Raw genomic sequence first — 20,595 nt, forward strand, 5'->3', positions numbered from 1 at the left:
AGCTGGCCGTGTGTTGATAGCGCGAGTATGCGATGCAATCGGCCGGCAGGGCCAGCAACGTATCGCCCAAATAAATCGGCCGCCTCAGGGGCGGCCGATAAACCGAAGCTTAGGCGGTGTGATCGATCTTGATGGTCGGGTCGGCACCGCTGATCAGCGAGTTGATGCTGGTGTGGGACCAATCGTTGCCTTCCAGCTTGATGGTCACATCCGCATTGGCCAGCCCACCCGCGGCGTTCAGCTTGCCTTCACTGCTCACTTGCAGGGTCGACACGCCTTCTACCGTGGTGATCTTCAGGTAGTTGTCGATGGTGCTGTCGGTCTCGCCCTTCAACAGGTCACGCAGGTCGATCCGGTCACCTTCCGACGCCTTGAAGTCCTTGATCACGTCGTTACCGACATCACCTGCCTTCCACACAAAGGCGTCGGCACCCGACCCGCCGATCAGGATGTCGTTGCCCTGGCCGCCGATCAAGGTGTCATTGCCGGTACCGCCCAGCAGGATGTCGTTGCCCTTGCCACCGTCCAGAACGTCGTTGCCGCCCTGGCCGAACAGAATGTCATCGCCAGAGCCACCGAGCAGCGTGTCGTTGCCGTCCTTGGCGCCGGACACGTCAAAGTCCGCGTAATGCTCGGTGACGTACTGGTGCACGTTCGACGTGGTGACCGACGCAACCGCCACGCCGGTTTTCTGTGCCACGAAAGCCTGCAGGGCGTTGTAACCCTCGCCCGTCACGCCGCTGAAACTCACCAGGTCGCCGAAGAGGATGTCGTTGCCATCGCCGCCGCTGACGGTGTCCGCACCTGGCAGGGTCGCCTCAGTGTGGCCGAGGATGGCGTTGGCCAAATCCTTCGGATCGATGTTGGCCTGTGGCTTGCCATCGCTGTCGTAAGGCTTCAGGTCGCTGAGGCTGATGTCGCTGTTGATGCCGATCGCCTCCACTTGCGACAGCCCGCCCAGCAGCGCAAAGGCGCTCTTGGAATTGGCCAGCGTGGCCGCGTCGGTGCTGCTGCCTCGACCGTCCAGATTGGACAGCTCAAAAGTGCCGTCGCCCTGAGCGCGGACCAGGCCCAGATTGTTGGACGTCCACCAGTAGCCATTCCAGGTCTGCAGTTGAGCGGCACCCGAGGCGTCGATGCTGAAATAATGAGTGTTATCCAGGTACTTGCCGACCGAGGTACCTGGTGTGTAGTTGGCGGTTGTCACCACGTCATCGAACTTGACGTTGCCGTACAGCGTCAGGTTGGTCTGCTCGCCGCTCTGGTAGAACGTCGGCTGGCCGTCGGTGATGAAGTACGTCAGGTTGGTCGCACCGGTGTTTTTGGTCGCCAGGTCACTCTGGAAGAAGTTAGCGGTGGTCTTGAACACGTCTTCATAGTTGGTGCCGCCTTCAGACACCATCGAGTCCAGCACTGCTTTGAGCTGGGCCAGCGCATTGGGGGCGTTAAGGTTGATCGCGACCGACTTGTTCACCTGGCTGTCGAAGTCGGCCAGGAAGATATTCACCGTGCCCGACGTGTTGGTACCCAGGCTGTCTTTGAGCGAATTGAACACCGAGGTCAACGAAGCTTTTGCCGCATTGATCGAGGCGGTGCTCATGCTGCCGGAACTGTCCACCATGAATGCGATGTTGTAGTTCTTGCCCTGCACCACGTTCAGGCCACCGATATCCGCCACGACGATGTCGTTGCCATCGCTGCCGACGATCGAGTCGCTGCCCGACGTGCCGGTTACCGAGTTATAGGTCGCCGGGTACACCGTCACAGGCAATTGCGCGGTGGTGGTCGCCGAACCGCCGATGCTTTCGGTAGAGGTCGAGGTGACCGTCAGGTTGAACTGGCCGCTGTAGTAAGTCGGCGGCTTGATGGTCAGGGTGCCCAGGTCCCAGCCAGTGACGTTGACTTCGCCCACGGTTTTGCTGGCGGTGAAGGTGTGTCCCGAAGCATCGGTAAGCACCGAGCCTGCCGGAATGCCGCTGATCTTCAAGGCCAGGCTTTCCGAGCCATCGGTATCGGTGAGCGCGGTGCTGATCTTGGACAGCTTCACGCTGCCGTTTTCCTGGCCTTCGTTGAGTTTGTAACCCACGTAGTAACCGTCACCGTTGCTGCCATGCAGGTCGGACACGGTTACGCCGGCGTTGGTCAGGTCGGTAATACCGGTGTACAGCGGCACGTTGCTGGTGCTCAAGTTCTGGACCGCGCCGCCGTTGACCGACAGGTTGACGTCATAGCTGCCGGGGCCTGCCTGGTTGGCTTGATAGATCTCGATGCTGTAGTAACCGCTGACCGCCGGCGTGAACGTGCCGCTGAACTTGCCGCTGTTGGTGCCCCACAAGCCGCTGGCCACGTCCTTGCCGCCGACGTTGATCAACAGGCTGTCATCGGCGACGCCGCTGAAGGTGTAGTTCTTGCCCGCTTCCATGTACATCAAGCCGGAAATTTTCCCGCCTGAACCTGGAGCGACGTCGGTGGTGGACTCGACATTGGTCACCACCGCGGTGCTGTTCGGCGTGCCGGCGCCGTCGATGGCTTTTTTCAGCACATCCGGTGCGGCACCGTTGCCGGAGTTGCCCAGCCCGGAAATGCTGCTCCAGGTCTGTTTGATCAGGCCAACCGAGTTAACGTTGTTGTCGGCCACACTCAGGGTGGGTGCGTCGGCCACCGGGGTGATATCCACTTTTACCGTGGCACTGGTGCCCAGGTCCTTGCCATCGGTTGGCTGGAACTTGAACTGCGCGTAATCGGCCTGCTTGTTACCAATACCGGTGCCGCCATACCCGTCGACACCGGATTCGTTGGTGTTCGGCATAAAGCGCAACTGGCCGCCATCGATCTGGGCTTTGGTGAAGGTCTGGCCGCTGGTCACGTTGGTCCAGGTCGTGCCGTCGGCTGCCAGGTATTGCAGCTTGCCGGCAACAGGCAAGTCGGTGATTTTCACGCCGAGGCTGGTTGATGGCGAGTCCACGTCGGTCACGCCGAAGTTCGCCCAGGTCAAGGCCAGCGCAGTGTCTTCGGTGCCGGTCACAGCCCCGCCCGTTGCCACGGGTGCATCGTTGACCGCCACCACGTTGACCGTGGTGGTGGCGACGTTGGAGTAGTTGCCGCCGTCGGTCACCGTCACGGTAATGGTGCGCGGCGTGGTGCTCGGGTCGTGGCTGTCGTTGGTGAACGTGATGTTCTGGATACGCTGCATGTAATCAGCCAGCGTCGCGCTGCCCGACAACGTCAGGGTGATCGTGCCCGTCTGGTTGTTGGTGCTGACAACAATGCCATTCACGCTGTTGCCCAGGTTCAAGGCGTCACCGGCTTGCGCGTTGGTCAGCGTGACCGTTGCGCCGGAGAGCATCGTGCTGTCCGGGTCGGTGATCTTGATATCGGTGTCGGCAATCGACACACCTGGTCCGGCGGTGCCTTCGGTGAAGGTGGTCTTGTAATCATTGCCGATGGCGCCGCTGGAATTGTTGGCGTCCAGGTCGATCACCGGTGGCGCATCGTTGTCGAGGATGTCCGTGCTGACCGTGCCCTTGTCGATCACCAGGTTCTCGAAGTTGCCCCCGGTGGCCTTGTCGATGGTGATAACGATTTTTTCCGTCGGCTCGGTGATTTTGTCGTCAAGCGTGCGGATATCAAACGGCACGCTGCTGGCGCCGGCCGGGATCTTCACGGTGTACACGCCGTTGAAGTCCGAACCGTCGGTGGCCGTACCGCTGTACTTGAGCGTAACGGTCACATCGGTTTGCGCCGGGTTGCTCAAGTTCAGGGTGTAATGCGCCGTACCGCCCTCGGTCACCGAAGCGTCGCCGCCGATGCTGAGGGTGGTGTTGGTAACCACGTCCGTGACTTTGGTGACCACAGTGCTGCCATCGACAATCAAGTGCTCGTATTTGTCACCGCCGCTGACGACGGCGTTGATTTTGGCCGTGACGTCATTGGCGCCGATATACGCATCGTTCGCGGCGGTGGTCGTGATGAAGCTGCTGGACTTGCCGTTGCCGATGGTAATGGTCGAGCCGTTATCCAGCTTCACCACCAGGTCGGAACCGACGTTGTTCACTGCCGCGCCATTCTTGTCGACCAGCGACGCGGTGTAGACGATCTGCCCGCCCTCGCTGACCGAACCGCTGGCTTTGAGCATTACGGTCACGTCGTCGATCGTGTCGTTGATCGTAGTGGTCGCGCCGCCTGGAGTGACGGTCACGCCCTCGAAGTTACCGCCGCTGGTACCCGTGATCTTGACGGTCTGGGTGCTCTTGTCGATGAACACGTCATCCGTTGGAGCAGGCACCGTCACCGTACCTACGGTTGCACCTTGCTTGATGGTGATGCTCGAGCCGTTGTCCAACTGCACCACCATGTCGCTGCCGGCCTTGTTGCTCAAGGTGGCGGTGTAGGTGATCTGGCCACCTTCGTTGACGGCACTTGGCGCAGTCAGGGTGACGCTGGTGAGATCGGTACTGCCTGGGGTGTCGGTGACGGTGGTGTTCACCGCTGTAGTACCCGGCACCAGGTTCTCGAAATGCTCGCCACCGGTGACGCCTTTGATGGCGGTGGTGACGGTTTGATCGCCTTTGTAGACGTCGTTTGGTGCCACGGCGGTGACCGTGCCGCTGGATTGGTTCACACCGATGGTGATGGTTTTGCCGTTGTCCAGAGTGACGGTCAGCGGATTGGTGATGTTGCTCACCGGCGTGCCGTTTTTATCCACAAGGGTAGCGGTGTAGACGATGTTGCCGCCTTCGCCGACGGTAGGAGTGGCGGTCAGGACGATGTCGACCTTGTCGATGGTGTCGTTGATCGTGGTGGTTGCGCCATTGCCTGCAACTTCCAGTTTTTCGAAGTTGCCGCCGGAAGCGTCGGTGATCTTGACGGTTTGAGTGCTCTTGTCGATGAACACGTCATCAGTCGGGGCAGGCACGGTCACAGTGCCGACGGTGTCGCCAGACTTGATAGTGATCGAAGAGCCGTTATCGAGTTTCAGCGTGACGTCACTGCCAGCTTTATTAGAAAGCGTAGCGGTGTATGTGATCTGCCCACCTTCGTTAACTGCAGTTGGTGCAGTCAAAGTGACAGTGGTGGTGTTGTCGGTACCCGGAGTATCAGTAACGGTGGTGTTAACTGACGTAGTGCCTGGCACCAGGTTTTCAAAGTGCTCCCCACCGGTCACGCTTTTGATAGCGGTGGTGACGGTCTGATCGCCTTTGTAGACGTCGTTTGGCGCCACTGTGGTGACCGTACCGCTGGACTGGTTTACACCGATGGTGATGGTTTTGCCGTTGTCCAAAGTGACAGTCAGCGGATTAGTGATGTTGCTCACCGGCGTGCCGTTTTTATCCACAAGGATAGCGGTGTAGACGATGTTGCCGCCTTCGCCGACGGTCTTGGTGGCGGTCAGGACGACGTCGACCTTGTCGATGGTGTCGTTGATCGTGGTGGTTGCGCCATTGCCTGCAACTTCCAGTTTTTCGAAGTTGCCGCCGGAAGCGTCGGTGATCTTGACGGTTTGAGTGCTCTTGTCGATGAACACGTCATCGGTAGGCGCAGGCACGGTCACGGTGCCGACGGTTTCGCCAGCCTTAATGGTGATGTTCGAGCCGTTATCGAGTTTCAGCGTGACATCAGTACCGGCCTTGTTGCTCAAGGTCGCGGTGTAGGTGATCTGACCACCTTCGTTGATGGCACTTGGCGCGGTCAGCGTAACGGTGGTGGCATCAGCTGTGCCCGGTGTATCCGTGACGGTGGTATTCACCGCCGTGGTGCCCGGCACCAGGTTTTCGAAATGCTCGCCACCGGTCACGGCTTTGATAGCGGTGGTGACGGTTTGGTCGCCTTTGTACACATCATCCGGAGCTATAACCGAAACGCTACCGCTCGATTGGTTTACACCAATGGTGATGCTCTGGCCGTTATCCAAGGTGACGGTCAACGGGTTGGTGATGTTGGTCACCGCCACGCCGTTTTTATCCACAAGGCTGGCGGTGTAGACGATATCGCCACCTTCGCCGACGGTCTTGGTGGCGGTCAGCACCACGTCGACCTTATCGATGGTGTCGTTGATCGTGGTGGTTGCGCCGTTGCCTGCAACTTCCAGCTTCTCGAAGTTGCCGCCGGAAGCGTCGGTGATCTTGACTGTTTGAGTGCTCTTGTCGATGAACACGTCATCGCTTGGCGCAGGCACGGTCACGGTGCCGACGGTTTCGCCGGCCTTAATGGTGATGTTCGAGCCGTTGTCGAGTTTCAGTGTTACGTCAGTACCCGCCTTGTTGCTCAATGTCGCGGTGTACGTAATCTGACCACCTTCGCTAACCACGCTTGGCGCAGTCAGGGTGACGGTGGTGGCATCCGCTGTAGCTGGTGTGTCGGTAACAGTGGTGTTCACCGCTGTAGTACCTGGCACCAGGTTTTCGAAATGCTCGCCACCGGTGACGCCTTTGATGGCGGTGGTGACGGTTTGGTCGCCTTTGTAGACGTCGTTTGGTGCTACGGCGGTGACTGAACCGCTGGATTGGTTCACACCGATGGTGATGGTTTTGCCGTTATCCAAGTTGACAGTCAGCGGATTGGTGATGTTGTTCACCAGCGTGCCGTTTTTATCCACAAGGCTGGCGGTGTAGACGATGTTGCCGCCTTCGCCAACGGTAGGAGTGGCGGTCAGAACGACGTCAACTTTGTCGATGGTGTCGTTGATCGTGGTGGTTGCGCCATTGCCAGCAACTTCCAGTTTTTCGAAGTTGCCGCCAGTGGTCTCGGTGATCTGAACAGTCTGAGTGCTCTTATCGATAAACACGTCATCGGTAGGCGCAGGCACGGTCACGGTGCCGACGGTTTCGCCAGCCTTAATAATGATGTTCGAGCCGTTATCCAACTTCAGTGTGACGTCGCTGCCAGCTTTATTAGAAAGCGTGGCTGTGTAGGTGATCTGGCCACCTTCGTTGACGGCACTTGGCGCGGTCAGCGTAACGGTGGTGGCATTGTCGGTACCCGGTGTGTCGGTAACGGTGGTGTTAACCGGAGTAGTGCCCGGTACCAAGTTCTCGAAATGCTCGCCGCCAGCGACGCCTTTAATAGCGGTGGTGACGGTTTGATCGCCTTTGTACACATCATCCGGCGCAGCAATCGAAACGCTGCCGCTCGACTGATTGACGCCAATAGTGATGCTTTGGCCGTTATCCAAGGTGACGGTCAACGGGTTGGTGATGTTGCTCACCGCCACGCCGTTTTTATCCACAAGGCTGGCGGTGTAGACGATATCGCCGCCTTCGCCAACGGTCTTGGTGGCAGTCAGAACCACGTCGACCTTGTCGATGGTGTCGTTGACCGTGGTCGTTGCACCGTTGCCAGCAACTTCCAGTTTTTCGAAGTTGCCGCCAGTGGTGTCGGTGATCTGAACGCTCTGAGTGCTCTTATCGATGAACACGTCATCGCTTGGCGCAGGAACAGTCACGGTGCCGACGGTATCGCCAGCCTTGATAGTGATCGACGAGCCGTTATCCAGTTTCAGCGTGACGTCACTGCCTGCTTTATTGGAAAGCGTGGCGGTGTAGGTGATCTGGCCACCTTCGTTGACGGCACTTGGCGCGGTCAGCGTAACGGTGGTGGCATCAGCTGTGCCCGGGGTATCCGTGACGGTGGTATTCACCGCCGTGGTGCCTGGCACCAGATTCTCAAAATGCTCGCCACCGGTCACACCTTTGATAGCGGTGGTGACGGTTTGGTCGCCTTTGTAAACGTCGTTTGGCGCCAAGGTGGTGACCGTGCCGCTGGACTGGTTCACACCGATGGTGATGCTCTGGCCGTTATCCAGAGTGACGGTCAGCGGGTTGGTGATGTTAGTAACCGCATTCCCTGACTTATCGACGAGCGACGCGGTGTAGACAATGTTGCCGCCTTCGCCGACGGTCTTGGTGGCGGTCAGAACCACATCGACCTTATCGATGGTGTCGTTGATCGTGGTCGTTGCGCCGTTGCCTGCAACTTCCAGCTTCTCGAAGTTGCCGCCGGACGCGTCGGTGATCTTGACTGTTTGAGTGCTCTTATCGATAAACACGTCATCAGTCGGAGCAGGCACGGTCACTGTACCGACGGTTTCGCCGGCCTTGATAGTAATGCTCGAACCGTTATCCAACTTCAGGGTGACGTCGCTGCCTGCTTTGTTGGAGAGCGTAGCGGTATAGGTGACCTGGCCACCTTCATTGACGGCGCTTGGTGCAGTCAGCGTTACAGTGGTGGTGTTGTCGGTACCCGGAGTATCAGTAACGGTGGTGTTAACCGGCGTAATACCCGGAACCAGATTTTCAAAGTGCTCGCCACCGGTCACGCCTTTGATAGCGGTGGTGACAGTCTGGTTGCCTTTGTACACATCATCCGGCGCAGCAATCGAAACGCTGCTGCTCGACTGATTGACGCCAATGGTGATGCTCTGGCCGTTATCCAGAGTGACGGTCAGCGGGTTGGTGATGTTGGTCACCGCCACGCCGTTTTTATCCACAAGGCTGGCGGTGTAGACGATGTTGCCGCCTTCGCCGACGGTCTTGGTGGCGGTCAGAACCACGTCGACCTTATCGATGGTGTCGTTGATCGTGGTAGTTGCACCGTTGCCAGCAACTTCCAGTTTTTCGAAGTTGCCGCCAGTAGTGTCGGTGATCTGAACAGTCTGAGTGCTCTTATCGATAAACACGTCATCGGTAGGCGCAGGAACAGTCACGGTGCCGACGGTTTCGCCAGCCTTAATAGTGATGTTCGAGCCGTTATCCAACTTCAGTGTGACGTCACTGCCTGCTTTATTGGAAAGCGTGGCGGTGTAGGTGATCTGGCCACCTTCGTTGACTGCGGTTGGCGCGGTCAGTGTGACGGTGGTGGCGTTGTCAGTACCCGGTGTGTCGGTAACGGTGGTATTCACCGCCGTGGTGCCCGGTACCAGGTTCTCGAAGTGCTCGCCGCCAGTGACGCCTTTGATAACAGTGGTGACGGTCTGGTCGCCTTTGTACACATCATCCGGTGCAGCAATCGAAACGCTGCCGCTCGACTGATTGACGCCAATAGTGATGCTTTGGCCGTTATCCAAAGTGATGGTCAGCGGGTTGGTGATGTTGCTCACCGCCACGCCGTTTTTATCCACAAGGCTGGCGGTGTAGACGATATCGCCGCCTTCGCCAACGGTCTTGGTGGCAGTCAGAACCACGTCGACCTTGTCGATGGTGTCGTTGACCGTTGTGGTCGCGCCGTTGCCTACAACTTCCAGCCTCTCGAAGTTGCCGCCGGAAGCGTCGGTGATCTTGACGGTTTGAGTGCTCTTGTCGATGAACACATCATCAGTAGGCGCAGGAACAGTCACGGTGCCGACCATGTCACCCGCTTTGATAGTGATCGAAGAGCCGTTATCCAACTTCAGGGTGACGTCACTGCCAGCTTTGTTGGAGAGCGTAGCGGTATAGGTGAGCTGGCCACCTTCATTGACGGCGCTTGGTGCAGTCAGCGTTACAGTGGTGGTGTTGTCGGTACCCGGAGTGTCAGTAACGGTGGTGTTAACCGGCGTAGTACCCGGAACCAGGTTTTCAAAGTGCTCGCCACCGGTCACGCCCTTGATGGCGGTGGTGACGGTTTGATCGCCTTTGTAAACGTCGTTTGGTGCCACGGCGGTGACCGTGCCGCTGGACTGGTTCACACCGATGGTGATGCTCTGGCCGTTATCCAGAGTGACGGTCAGCGGGTTGGTGATGTTAGTAACCGCATTACCTGACTTATCCACAAGGGTAGCGGTGTAGACGATGTTGCCGCCTTCGCCGACGGTAGGAGTGGCCGTCAGGACGACGTCGACCTTGTCGATGGTGTCGTTGATCGTGGTGGTTGCGCCATTGCCTGCAACTTCCAGTTTTTCGAAGTTGCCACCCGTTGCGTCGGTGATCTTGACAGTCTGAGTGCTCTTATCGATGAACACGTCATCGGTAGGCGCGGGAACAGTCACAGTGCCGACGGTATCGCCAGACTTGATAGTGATGCTCGAACCGTTATCCAACTTCAGTGTGACGTCACTGCCAGCTTTATTAGAAAGCGTGGCTGTGTAGGTGATCTGCCCACCTTCGTTGACTGCGGTTGGCGCGGTCAGTGTGACGGTGGTGGTGTTGTCAGTACCCGGTGTGTCGGTAACAGTGGTGTTAACCGCTGTGGTACCCGGCACCAAGTTTTCAAAGTGTTCGCCACCGGTCACGCCCTTGATAGCGGTGGTGACGGTTTGATCGCCTTTGTAAACGTCGTTTGGTGCCACGGCGGTGACTGAACCGCTGGACTGGTTCACACCAATGGTGATGCTCTGGCCATTATCCAGGGTGACGGTCAGCGGATTGGTGATGTTGCTCACCGGCATGCCGTTTTTATCCACAAGGCTGGCGGTGTAGACGATATCGCCGCCTTCGCCAACGGTCTTGGTGGCAGTCAGAACCACGTCAACTTTGTCGATGGTGTCGTTGATTGTGGTGGTTGCGCCGTTGCCTGCGACTTCCAGTTTTTCGAAGTTGCCGCCAGTCGCGTCGGTGATTTTGACGGTCTGTGTGCTCTTGTCGATGAACACATCATCAGTAGGCGCAGGCACAGTCACAGTACCGACGGTTTCGCCGGCCTTAATGGTGATGTTCGAGCCGTTGTCGAGTTTCAGTGTTACGTCAGTACCCGCCTTGTTGCTCAATGTCGCGGTGTACGTAATCTGACCACCTTCGCTAACCACGCTTGGCGCAGTCAGGGTGACGGTGGTGGCATCCGCTGTAGCTGGTGTGTCGGTAACAGTGGTGTTCACCGCTGTAGTACCTGGCACCAGGTTTTCGAAATGCTCGCCACCGGTGACGCCTTTGATGGCGGTGGTGACGGTTTGGTCGCCTTTGTACACGTCATCCGGAGCTATAACCGAAACGCTACCGCTCGATTGGTTTACACCAATGGTGATGCTCTGGCCGTTATCCAAGGTGACGGTCAACGGGTTGGTGATGTTGGTCACCGCCACGCCGTTTTTATCCACAAGGCTGGCGGTGTAGACGATATCGCCGCCTTCGCCCACGGTCTTGGTGGCGGTCAGAACGACGTCAACTTTGTCGATGGTGTCGTTGATCGTGGTGGTCGCACCGTTGCCTGCGACTTCAAGTTTCTCGAAGTTGCCGCCAGCCGTCTCAGTGATCTGAACAGTCTGAGTGCTCTTGTCGACAAACACGTCATCGCTTGGCGCAGGCACAGTCACGGTGCCGACCGTGTCACCCGCTTTGATAGTGATCGACGAGCCATTATCCAGCTTCAGGGTGACGTCGCTGCCTGCTTTATTGGAAAGCGTGGCGGTGTAGGTGATCTGGCCGCCTTCGTTGACGGCACTTGGCGCGGTCAGCGTTACAGTGGTGGTGTTGTCGGTACCCGGTGTGTCGGTAACGGTGGTGTTAACCGGCGTAGTACCCGGAACCAGGTTTTCAAAGTGCTCGCCACCGGTCACGCCCTTGATGGCGGTGGTGACGGTTTGATCGCCTTTGTACACATCATCCGGCGCAGCAATCGAAACGCTACCGCTCGATTGGTTTACACCAATGGTGATGCTCTGGCCGTTATCCAAGGTGACGGTCAACGGGTTGGTGATGTTGGTCACCGCCACGCCGTTTTTATCCACAAGGCTGGCGGTGTAGACGATATCGCCGCCTTCGCCCACGGTCTTGGTGGCGGTCAGAACCACGTCGACCTTGTCGATGGTGTCGTTGATTGTGGTAGTTGCGCCGTTGCCAGCGACTTCCAGTTTTTCGAAGTTGCCGCCAGTCGCGTCGGTGATCTTGACGGTTTGAGTGCTCTTATCGATGAACACGTCATCGGTAGGCGCAGGAACAGTCACGGTGCCGACCGTGTCACCCGCTTTGATAGTGATCGACGAGCCATTATCCAGCTTCAGGGTGACGTCGCTGCCTGCTTTATTGGAAAGCGTGGCGGTGTAGGTGATCTGGCCACCTTCGTTGACGGCACTTGGCGCGGTCAGCGTGACAGTGGTGGTGTTGTCGGTACCCGGTGTGTCGGTAACGGTGGTGTTAACCGGCGTAGTACCCGGAACCAGGTTTTCAAAGTGCTCTCCACCGGTGACGCCTTTGATGGCGGTGGTGACGGTTTGATCGCCTTTGTACACATCATCCGGCGCAGCAATCGAAACGCTACCGCTCGATTGGTTTACACCAATGGTGATGCTCTGGCCGTTATCCAAGGTGACGGTCAACGGGTTGGTGATGTTGGTCACCGCCACGCCGTTTTTATCCACAAGGCTGGCGGTGTAGACGATATCGCCGCCTTCGCCGACGGTCTTGGTGGCGGTCAGAACCACGTCGACCTTGTCGATGGTGTCGTTGATCGCGGTAGTTGCACCGTTGCCTGCGACTTCCAGTTTTTCGAAGTTGCCGCCAGTGGTCTCAGTGATCTGAACAGTCTGAGTGCTCTTGTCGATGAACACGTCATCGCTAGGCGCAGGCACGGTCACTGTACCGACGGTTTCGCCGGCTTTGATAGTGATGTTCGAGCCGTTATCCAACTTCAGTGTGACGTCGCTGCCTGCTTTATTGGAAAGCGTGGCGGTGTAGGTGATCTGACCACCTTCGTTGACGGCACTTGGCGCGGTCAACGTTACGGTGGTGGCATCAGCTGTGCCCGGGGTATCCGTGACGGTGGTATTCACCACCGTAGTGCCCGGCACCAGGTTCTCGAAATGCTCTCCACCGGTGACGCCTTTGATGGCGGTGGTGACGGTTTGATCGCCTTTGTAGACGTCGTTTGGCGCCAAGGTGGTGACCGTGCCGCTGGATTGGTTTACACCGATGGTGATGCTCTGGCCGTTATCCAACGTGACGGTCAATGGGTTGGTGATGTTGGTCACCAGCGTGCCGTTTTTATCCACAAGGGTAGCGGTGTAGACGATGTTGCCGCCTTCGCCGACGGTAGGAGTGGCGGTCAGAACGAGGTCAACCTTGTCGATGGTGTCGTTGATCGCGGTAGTTGCACCGTTGCCTGCGACTTCCAGTTTTTCGAAGTTGCCGCCGGAAGCGTCGGTGATCTTGACGGTCTGAGTGCTCTTATCGATAAACACGTCATCGGTCGGAGCAGGCACGGTCACTGTACCGACGGTGTCGCCGGCCTTAATAGTGATGTTCGAGCCGTTATCCAACTTCAGTGTGACGTCGCTGCCTGCTTTGTTTGAAAGCGTGGCGGTATACGTAATCTGGCCACCTTCGTTGACGGCACTTGGCGCGGTCAGTGTGACGGTGGTGGTGTTGTCGGTACCCGGTGTGTCGGTAACAGTGGTGTTAACCGGCGCGGTACCTGGCACTAGATTTTCGAAGTGCTCGCCACCGGTCACGCCTTTGATAGCGGTGGTGACGGTTTGATCGCCTTTGTAGACATCATCCGGCGCAGCAATCGAAACGCTGCCGCTCGACTGATTGACGCCAATAGTGATGCTTTGGCCGTTATCCAAGGTGACGGTCAGCGGGTTGGTGATGTTGCTCACCGCTACGCCGTTTTTATCCACAAGGCTGGCGGTGTAGACGATATCGCCGCCTTCGCCGACGGTCTTGGTGGCGGTCAGCACCACGTCGACCTTGTCGATGGTGTCGTTGATCGCGGTAGTTGCACCGTTGCCAGCAACTTCCAGTTTTTCGAAGTTGCCGCCAGTAGTGTCGGTGATCTGAACAGTCTGAGTGCTCTTATCGATAAACACGTCATCGGTAGGCGCAGGAACAGTCACGGTGCCGACGGTTTCGCCAGCCTTAATAGTGATGTTCGAACCGTTATCCAGCTTCAGTGTGACGTCACTGCCAGCTTTATTAGAAAGCGTGGCGGTGTAGGTGATCTGACCACCTTCGTTGACGGCACTTGGCGCGGTCAGCGTGACAGTGGTGGCATTGTCGGTACCCGGTGTGTCGGTAACAGTGGTGTTAACCGGAGTAGTACCAGGCACCAGGTTTTCGAAGTGCTCGCCACCGGTCACGCTTTTGATAGCGGTGGTGACGGTTTGATCGCCTTTGTACACATCATCCGGAGCTATAACCGAAACGCTACCGCTCGATTGGTTTACACCAATGGTGATGCTCTGGCCGTTATCCAAGGTAACGGTCAGCGGGTTAGTGATGTTAGTAACCGCATTACCTGACTTGTCGACGAGCGACGCGGTGTAGACGATGTCGCCGCCTTCGCCGACGGTCTTGGTGGCGGTCAGAACCACGTCGACCTTGTCGATGGTATCGTTGATCGTGGTGGTCGCACCGTTGCCTGCGACTTCAAGTTTCTCGAAGTTGCCGCCAGTGGTCTCGGTGATCTGAACGGTCTGTGTGCTCTTGTCGATGAACACGTCATCGCTAGGCGCAGGCACGGTCACTGTACCGACGGTTTCGCCGGCTTTAATAGTGATGTTCGAGCCGTTATCCAACTTCAGTGTGACGTCGCTGCCTGCTTTATTGGAAAGCGTGGCGGTGTAGGTGATCTGGCCACCTTCGTTGACCGCACTTGGCGCAGTCAGGGTCACGGTAGTGGTATCAGCTGTGCGCGGGGTATCCGTGACGGTGGTATTCACCGCCGTGGTGCCCGGCACCAGGTTTTCGAAATGCTCGCCACCGGTCACGCCTTTGATAGCGGTGGTGACGGTTTGATCGCCTTTATAAACGTCGTTTGGCGCCAAGGTGGTGACCGTGCCGCTGGACTGGTTCACACCGATGGTGATGCTCTGGCCGTTATCCAGAGTGACGGTCAGCGGGTTGGTGATGTTAGTAACCGCATTCCCTGACTTATCGACGAGCGACGCGGTGTAGACAATGTTGCCGCCTTCGCCCACGGTCTTGGTGGCGGTCAGAACCACGTCGACCTTGTCGATAGTGTCGTTGATCGTGGTGGTCGCACCGCTGCCCGCGACGTCCAGCTTCTCGAAGTTACCGCCAGTGGTCTCGGTGATCTTGACTGTTTGAGTGCTCTTGTCGATGAACACGTCATCAGTAGGCGCAGGCACAGTCACAGTACCGACGTTGTCGCCAGCCTTGATAGTAATGCTCGAGCCGTTATCGAGTTTCAGCGTGACGTCACTGCCAGCTTTATTAGAGAGCGTAGCGGTATACGTAATCTGTCCACCTTCGTTGACGGCGGTTGGCGCGGTCAGCGTGACGGTGGTGGCGTTGTCGGTACCCGGTGTGTCGGTAACGGTGGTGTTAACCGGAGTAGTGCCCGGTACCAGGTTTTCAAAATGCTCGCCTCCGGTGACGCCTTTGATAGCGGTCGTGACGGTCTGGTCGCCCGTGTACACATCATCCGGAGCCACAACCGAAACAGAACCACTCGACTGGTTTACACCAATGGTGATGCTCTGGCCGTTATCCAACGTGACGGTCAACGGGTTGGTGATGTTGCTCACCGGCGTGCCGTTTTTATCCACAAGGCTGGCGGTGTAGACGATGTTGCCGCCTTCGCCGACGGTAGGAGTGGCGGTCAGAACGACGTCAACTTTGTCGATGGTGTCGTTGATCGTGGTGGTCGCACCGTTGCCTGCGACTTCAAGTTTCTCGAAGTTGCCGCCAGCCGTCTCAGTGATCTGAACAGTCTGAGTGCTCTTGTCGACAAACACGTCATCGCTTGGCGCAGGCACAGTCACAGTGCCGACGGTATCGCCAGCCTTGATAGTGATCGACGAGCCGTTATCCAGTTTCAGCGTTACATCTGTGTCCGCCTTATTGGAAAGCGTCGCCGTGTACGTAATCTGCCCACCTTCGCTCGCCACGGCCGGTGCCGTCAGGGTGACGGTCGTGGTGTCGATGGAGTCGGTAATGGTGGTGACCGCAGGCGTCGTGCTCGGCACCAGATTTTCAAAGTTGCCGCCGGTTGCACCGGTGATGGTGGTGCTGACAGTCGACCCATTAACGTAGACGTCGTTAGCCGGTGTATCGACGGTCACTGTGCCGACCGACTCCCCAGCCTTGATGGTGATCACCGAGCCATTGCTCAGGGTCACGCTCACCGGCGTCTGCGCCGGGTTGGTCAAGGTCGCGGTGTAGGTGATCTGCCCGCCTTCGGTGACGTTCGAACCCGCCGTCAGCGTGACGGTGGTGGTATCAACCGAATCAGTAATCGTAGTCACGGCAGGTGTCGTGCTCGGCACCAGATTTTCAAAGTTGCCGCCGGTTGCACCGGTGATAGTGGTGCTGACAGTCGAACCATTAACGTAGACGTCGTTAGCCGGTGTATCGACGGTCACTGTGCCGACCGATTCCCCAGCCTTGATGGTAATCACCGAGCCGTTGCTCAAGGTGACGTTCACCGGCGTCTGCGCCGGGTTGGTCAAGGTCGCGGTGTAGGTGATCTGCCCGCCTTCGGTGACGTTCGAACCCGCCGTCAGCGTGACGGTGGTGGTATCAACCGAATCAGTAATCGTAGTCACGGCAGGCGTGGTGCTCGGCACCAGATTTTCAAAGTTGCCGCCGGTTGCACCGGTGATAGTGTTGCTGACAGTCGACCCATTAACGTAGACGTCGTTAGCCGGTGTATCGACGGTCACTGTGCCGACCGATTCCCCAGCCTTGATGGTAATCACCGAGCCATTGCTCAAGGTGACGTTCACCGGTGTCTGCGCCGGATTGGTCAAGGTCGCGGTGTAGGTGATCTGACCGCCTTCGGTCACATTCGAACCCGCCGTCAGCGTGACGGTGGTGGTATCAACCGAATCAGTAATCGTAGTAACGGCAGGCGTGGTGCTCGGCACCAGATTTTCAAAGTTGCCGCCGGTTGCACCGGTAATAATGGTGCTGACAGTCGATCCATTAGCGTAGACGTCGTTAGCCGGTGTATCGACGGTTACTGTACCGACCGATTCCCCAGCCTTGATGGTGATCACGGAGCCATTGCTCAAAGTGACAGTCACCGGCGTCTGCGCAGGGTTGGTCAAGGTCGCGGTGTAGGTGATCTGCCCGCCTTCGGTCACAGTCGAACCCGCCGTCAGCGTAACGGTGGTGGTATCAACAGAATCAGTAATCGTAGTAACGGCGGGCGTCGTGCTCGGCACCAGGCTTTCAAAGTTGCCGCCGGTTGCGCCCGTGATGGTGGTGCTGACAGTCGACCCATTAACGTAGACGTCGTTAGCCGGTGTATCGACGGTCACTGTGCCGACCGATTCCCCAGCCTTGATGGTAATCACCGAGCCATTGCTCAAAGTGACGTTCACCGGTGTCTGCGCCGGGTTGGTCAAGGTCGCGGTGTAGGTGATCTGCCCGCCTTCGGTGACGTTCGAACCCGCCGTCAGCGTGACGGTGGTGGTATCAACCGAATCAGTAATCGTAGTCACGGCAGGCGTGGTGCTCGGCACCAGATTTTCAAAGTTGCCGCCGGTTGCGCCCGTGATGATGGTGCTGACAGTCGACCCATTAACGTAGACGTCGTTAGCCGGTGTATCGACGGTCACTGTGCCGACCGATTCTCCAGCCTTGATGGTAATCACCGAGCCATTGCTCAAAGTGACGTTGACCGGTGTCTGCGCCGGGTTGGTCAAGGTCGCGGTGTAGGTGATCTGCCCGCCTTCGGTGACGTTCGAACCCGCCGTCAGCGTGACGGTGGTGGTATCAACCGAATCAGTAATCGTAGTCACGGCAGGCGTGGTGCTTGGCACCAGGCTTTCAAAGTTGCCGCCGGTTGCACCGGTGATGGTGGTGCTGACAGTCGACCCATTAACGTAGACGTCGTTAGCCGGTGTATCGACGGTCACTGTGCCGACCGATTCCCCAGCCTTGATGGTAATCACCGAGCCATTGCTCAAGGTGACGTTCACCGGCGTCTGCGCCGGGTTGGTCAAGGTCGCGGTGTAGGTGATCTGCCCGCCTTCGGTGACGTTCGAACCCGCCGTCAGCGTGACGGTGGTGGTATCAACCGAATCAGTAATCGTAGTAACGGCAGGCGTCGTGCTCGGCACCAGATTTTCAAAGTTGCCGCCGGTTGCGCCCGTGATGATGGTGCTGACAGTCGACCCATTAACGTAGACGTCGTTAGCCGGTGTATCGACGGTCACTGTGCCGACCGATTCCCCAGCCTTGATGGTAATCACCGAGCCATTGCTCAAGGTGACGTTCACCGGCGTCTGCGCCGGGTTGGTCAAGGTCGCGGTGTAGGTGATCTGCCCGCCTTCGGTGACGTTTGAACCCGCCGTCAGCGTGACGGTGGTGGTATCAACCGAATCAGTAATCGTAGTCACGGCAGGCGTGGTGCTCGGCACCAGGCTTTCAAAGTTGCCGCCGGTTGCACCGGTGATGGTGGTGCTGACAGTCGACCCATTAACGTAGACGTCGTTAGCCGGTGTATCGACGGTCACTGTGCCGACCGATTCCCCAGCCTTGATGGTAATCACCGAGCCATTGCTCAAGGTGACGTTCACCGGCGTCTGCGCCGGGTTGGTCAAGGTCGCGGTGTAGGTGATCTGCCCGCCTTCGGTGACGTTCGAACCCGCCGTCAGCGTGACGGTGGTGGTATCAACCGAATCAGTAATCGTAGTCACGGCAGGCGTGGTGCTTGGCACCAGATTTTCAAAGTTGCCGCCGGTTGCACCGGTGATGGTGGTGCTGACAGTCGAACCATTAACGTAGACGTCATTGGCCGGCGTATCGACCACGACCGTCCCCGTCGACTCCCCAGCCTTGATGGTAATCACCGAGCCATTGCTCAAGGTGACGTTCACCGGCGTCTGGGCCGGGTTGGTCAGGGTCGCGGTGTAAGTGATCTGACCGCCTTCGGTCACAGTCGAACCCGCCGTCAGCGTGACCGTGGTGGTATCAACCGAATCAGTAATCGTAGTCACGGCAGGCGTGGTGCTTGGCACCAGATTTTCAAAGTTGCCGCCGGTTGCACCGGTGATGGTGGTGCTGACAGTCGAACCATTAACGTAGACGTCATTGGCCGGCGTATCGACCACGACCGTCCCCGTCGACTCCCCAGCCTTGATGGTAATCACCGAGCCATTGCTCAAAGTGACGTTCACCGGCGTCTGCGCAGGATTGTTCAAGGTCGCGGTGTAAGTAATCTGACCGCCTTCGGTGACATTCGAACCCGCCGTCAGCGTGACGGTGGTGGTATCAACCGAATCAGTAATCGTAGTCACGGCAGGCGTGGTGCTCGGCACCAGGCTTTCAAAATTGCCGCCGGTTGCACCGATGATGGTGGTGCTGACAGTCGACCCATTAACGTAGACGTCGTTAGCCGGTGTATCGACGGTCACTGTGCCGACCGATTCCCCAGCCTTGATGGTAATCACCGAGCCGTTGCTCAAGGTGACGTTCACCGGCGTCTGCGCAGGGTTGGTCAAGGTCGCGGTGTAAGTGATCTGACCGCCTTCGGTCACAGTCGAACCCGCCGTCAGCGTGACGGTGGTGGTATCAACCGAATCAGTAATCGTGGTGACCGCAGGCGTCGTGCTCGGCACGAGGCTTTCAAAGTTGCCGCCAGTTGCGCCCGTGATGGTGGTGCTGACAGTCGACCCATTAACGTAGACGTCATTGGCAGGCGTATCGACCACGACCGTCCCCGTCGACTCACCCGCTTTGATAGTAATCACCGAGCCATTGCTCAGGGTCACGCTCACCGGCGTCTGGGCCGGGTTGGTCAGGGTCGCGGTGTAGGTGATCTGCCCGCCTTCGGTGACGTTCGAACCCGCCGTCAGCGTAACGGTGGTGGTATCAACGGTGTCGGTAATCTGCGTCACGGCCGGGTTAGGGTCGAGGGTCAGTACCAGGTTGTTGCCGCCGGTGGTGCCGGTGACGGTGACGCTGATCTGGCTGGCGTCGATGTACGGGCTGTCGTTGGGCGCCAGGGGCACGTTGACGGTGCCGGTCAGTTGGCCGGACGGGATGGTAATCACCGCGCCGTTGGACAGAGTAACGTTCAAGTCGCTGGTGGAGGCCTGGGTCACGGTGGCTGTGTAGGTCAGCACACCACCGGCTTCGGTGATCGTCGGGGTCGCGCTCAGGGACAGCGTCGAAGGCTGCTGCAGTTGGGTGCCCGCATCACTGGAGCCTTGGGCGCCAGTAAGGGTGTTAAGTGCAGAGGTACCCTGGCCCAGCGGGCCGGTTGGGAAACCAATGGTCGGGTCGACACGGCCGGCGGTCGCGTCCAGCACGACAAAGCTGTGACCCCCGCCCGCAGCTCCATTACCGGCAGCGGTGGCACCGGCGGCAGTGGCTTCCAGCTCGGTGGTCGGGTCGGCGCCCGCGGCGATGGCTTGCTGCAGTTCGGCAACCGAAGGCGCGGCCTGTTCGGTGGCCGCGGCCAGGTCGGCGGTGGAGTCCGGCATGTCGGCGCTCCACTGGGTTTCGCGACCCAAGTCCAATGTGCGCCCATCCGCCAGCTCCAGGCTCACCGCACCCGACAGGCCGGTGTCTACCTGGTCGCCCGCGAACAGGCGATCACCCTCAACCAGAACGCGGCGCGTCCCTTCCGGAGAAATAACGAACACTTGACCAACAATGCTTTTGACGATGGCAACAACATTGCTCATTAAATATTTCTCCGGCGATCCGTTTCTGATGATTTCCATGTGGCCGCTCAGGAAGAGGGCCAAACTGGAGGGGGGCGTAGTCTAAAGAG

General features: G+C 58.2%; 1 protein-coding gene. It reads right to left on the reverse strand.

The features are described from left to right. Positions 1-109 precede the first annotated feature (109 nt). Entirely contained in the window at positions 110-20,506 is a 20,397-nt protein-coding gene (locus SC318_RS00800) for a retention module-containing protein (RefSeq protein WP_320429259.1), read from the reverse strand. Between the last annotated feature and the right edge of the window lie 89 nt (positions 20,507-20,595).

Origin of the sequence: Pseudomonas sp. MUP55 (genome assembly GCF_034043515.1) — a bacterium.
In the GTDB taxonomy this organism is placed as follows: Bacteria; Pseudomonadota; Gammaproteobacteria; order Pseudomonadales; family Pseudomonadaceae; genus Aquipseudomonas.

Excerpts from the sequence above, each read along its gene's own strand:
- SC318_RS00800 (WP_320429259.1), bottom strand. The coding sequence starts at position 20,506 with ATGAGCAATGTTGTTGCCATCGTCAAAAGCATTGTTGGTCAAGTGTTC.